This window comes from Okeania sp. SIO2B9, from assembly GCF_010672505.1.
Lineage (GTDB): Bacteria > Cyanobacteriota > Cyanobacteriia > Cyanobacteriales > Microcoleaceae > Okeania > Okeania hirsuta.
In genome coordinates this window covers 1-2147 of sequence record NZ_JAAHGK010001288.1, presented here as the reverse complement: position 1 = coordinate 2147, position 2147 = coordinate 1, and the positions used below count along the sequence as shown (strand labels likewise).

Sequence of the window (2147 nt, the reverse complement as noted above, 5' to 3'; positions counted from 1 at the left end):
CGGTTACCACCACCCTTATTTTAGTAGATAAAATTTTTTATATAATATGGAATTTAGTTAACTACTATAAAGGGTGGTGGTAACCGGATTTAATATTATTTTTTCTATAAAAAAAATGCTTTAAACCTTAATTATTCATAATGTAATTTTTTTTAGGGAGTACATAAAAGGCAAGGTATAGCAGTCGAAGGAAAGGTTAGGACAGTTCAAAAGTTTAAAACTCAGACAAAGTAATACTTTTCCTTCTTCCTTCTTCCTTCTTCCTTCTTCCTTCTGCTATAAAATGCTATATTTTTAATCTTTTAATATTTTTTGACGCTCTATTTGCATTTGTTCAATTTCTTGTCTCAGGATTTCTTTTTGTTGTACTATACTATTCAGTTGGTTTTGAGTTAAATTAAGTTCGGCTTCAGTTCTAGCTTTTGCTTTTTGAACTTGCCTAAGTTCTTCTTGAGTACGGATTTTTACTGCTTGAACTTGATTTAATTGCTCTTTGGTTATTTTGAGTTGGGATTCTGTTTCTGCTTTTTGGACTAAAGCTTTATCCAAAGACTGATTAACTTGATTCAATTGAGTTAGAGCTAATTCTAAATCAGCTCTTGCTTTTTGTAATTCATTTTTGATTCGGGTGGTTTCAAATTCAGCTTTTGTCACTTCCTTGCGAGTTTCATTAAGTTTGGTTTGGATTTCATCTATTCTGAAAACACCTTTTCTTAATGGTTTGCTAGTTGCAAATAGGATAGCTAAAGTTAAAGCTGAAAGAATACTGCCAGTGACCATGGTGACCAATGCGGCAGTATCGCGGGGCCTAAGATTAAAAAGTCGTAGTCTTGCTTTACCTACTTTTGTACCTAGGCGATCGCTAATAGTAGCGATTACACCGCCTAGCACCAGAATTGCTAATACTAAGATAATACCGGCGGTCATTAATGGCTGCTGGTAGTAATTTAATTATGAGGTTGCCTTTAGTTTATTATCTCAGACTATATGCCTAATATCAAAAATTATAGACAGTAATTATTTATTTGACTAGCTATTAAATATAAAATTCTCTTAAATATAAAATTCTCTGGTTTCTATAAGGCAATCTCTTTACTTAATTAATATTTTATTTTAAGAGAAAATAGTATTATCTCCTCAGATTGCCATTATAAAATTTTTTTAGTTTACCCTCAGCAGTTATTTCATCTTGATTTTTACAGATATTTGTGTCTCTAAATCAGGTAAATTGTTGACTTAAAGCCACTGGGTTATGTACTGTAATTTTCTTCTTGTGAATAGATATCATTCCATCTTGCCGAAGGTCTCCAAGCAGACGAGTAACTGTCACCCTTGTTGACCCAATTGCTTCTGCAATTGCTTGGTGAGACAATTTCAAGTCTATGGTAATCCCATCTTTGCTAGGAACTCCAAAATCTCGACAAAGGATTAATAAAAAGCTAACCAGTCTAGACCCCATATCCCGGTGTGCCAAAGTTTCAATCATCATCTCTGTCTGTAAGATTCGAGATGAAAGTCCACGTAATAAAACAACTGACAAATCTGGATCTTCTCTGAGAGCTTTCTCCACCTGGTCAATTGGCACAGATATTAATTCTACAGGGGTAAAAGCTACTGCATGGTAGAAACGGTCAGACTTATGGCCTGTAATTAGAGACAATACTCCAAATACACTATTTTCCCGGAGTAAGGCCACTGTAATTTCATCTCCTGCTTCATACACCCTCGATAGCTTCACTGCGCCTTTAATTAGAACGTAGACGCGCTCTGCAGGGTCTCCTGGAAAAAATATTGTCTTGCCCCGTTCAAAAGTTTCTACAACTGGCGGATATGACCCACCAGATATATTACGGAAAACTGCTGCTAGCGGTCTATCATGCGTCACGACCAATTTCCTTACTCTCTAATAACTAACTAAACGTCTCTTAACCTTAATAGCTCAGTTCCTGAAATATACTATTAAGTTTCTACATATTGCTATATATATATTTAATATATTTAATACTTACTTTACTTTTATCATAGGAACTGTTGTTGGGATTAGGGATAGAGTCTTTCTCTAACAATATAATTTGTAGATTTTGTTTCTGGCTAAGGTAATAAGCTGTTGCCAGACCCGCAATACCACCACCAATAATAACTACATC

3 protein-coding genes are annotated in these 2147 nt (G+C 34.7%); all 3 read right to left on the bottom strand.

Annotated elements, in window-relative coordinates:
* Positions 1-294 precede the first annotated feature (294 nt).
* Complete coding sequence (locus F6K13_RS29935) at positions 295-927, bottom strand: DUF3084 domain-containing protein (RefSeq protein ID WP_124146908.1); 633 nt, start codon at positions 925-927, stop codon at positions 295-297.
* 292 nt (positions 928-1219) lie between these two features.
* Positions 1220-1891 (bottom strand): global nitrogen regulator NtcA, encoded by a 672-nt coding sequence (ntcA, locus tag F6K13_RS29930; protein ID WP_124146907.1) that lies wholly within the window; start codon positions 1889-1891, stop codon positions 1220-1222.
* A gap of 76 nt (positions 1892-1967) precedes the next feature.
* On the bottom strand, positions 1968-2147 hold a 180-nt coding region (locus tag F6K13_RS29925), incomplete at its 5' end, for an FAD-dependent oxidoreductase (RefSeq protein ID WP_287289392.1).

Excerpts from the sequence above, each read along its gene's own strand:
- F6K13_RS29935 (WP_124146908.1), bottom strand. The coding sequence starts at position 927 with ATGACCGCCGGTATTATCTTAGTATTAGCAATTCTGGTGCTAGGCGGT.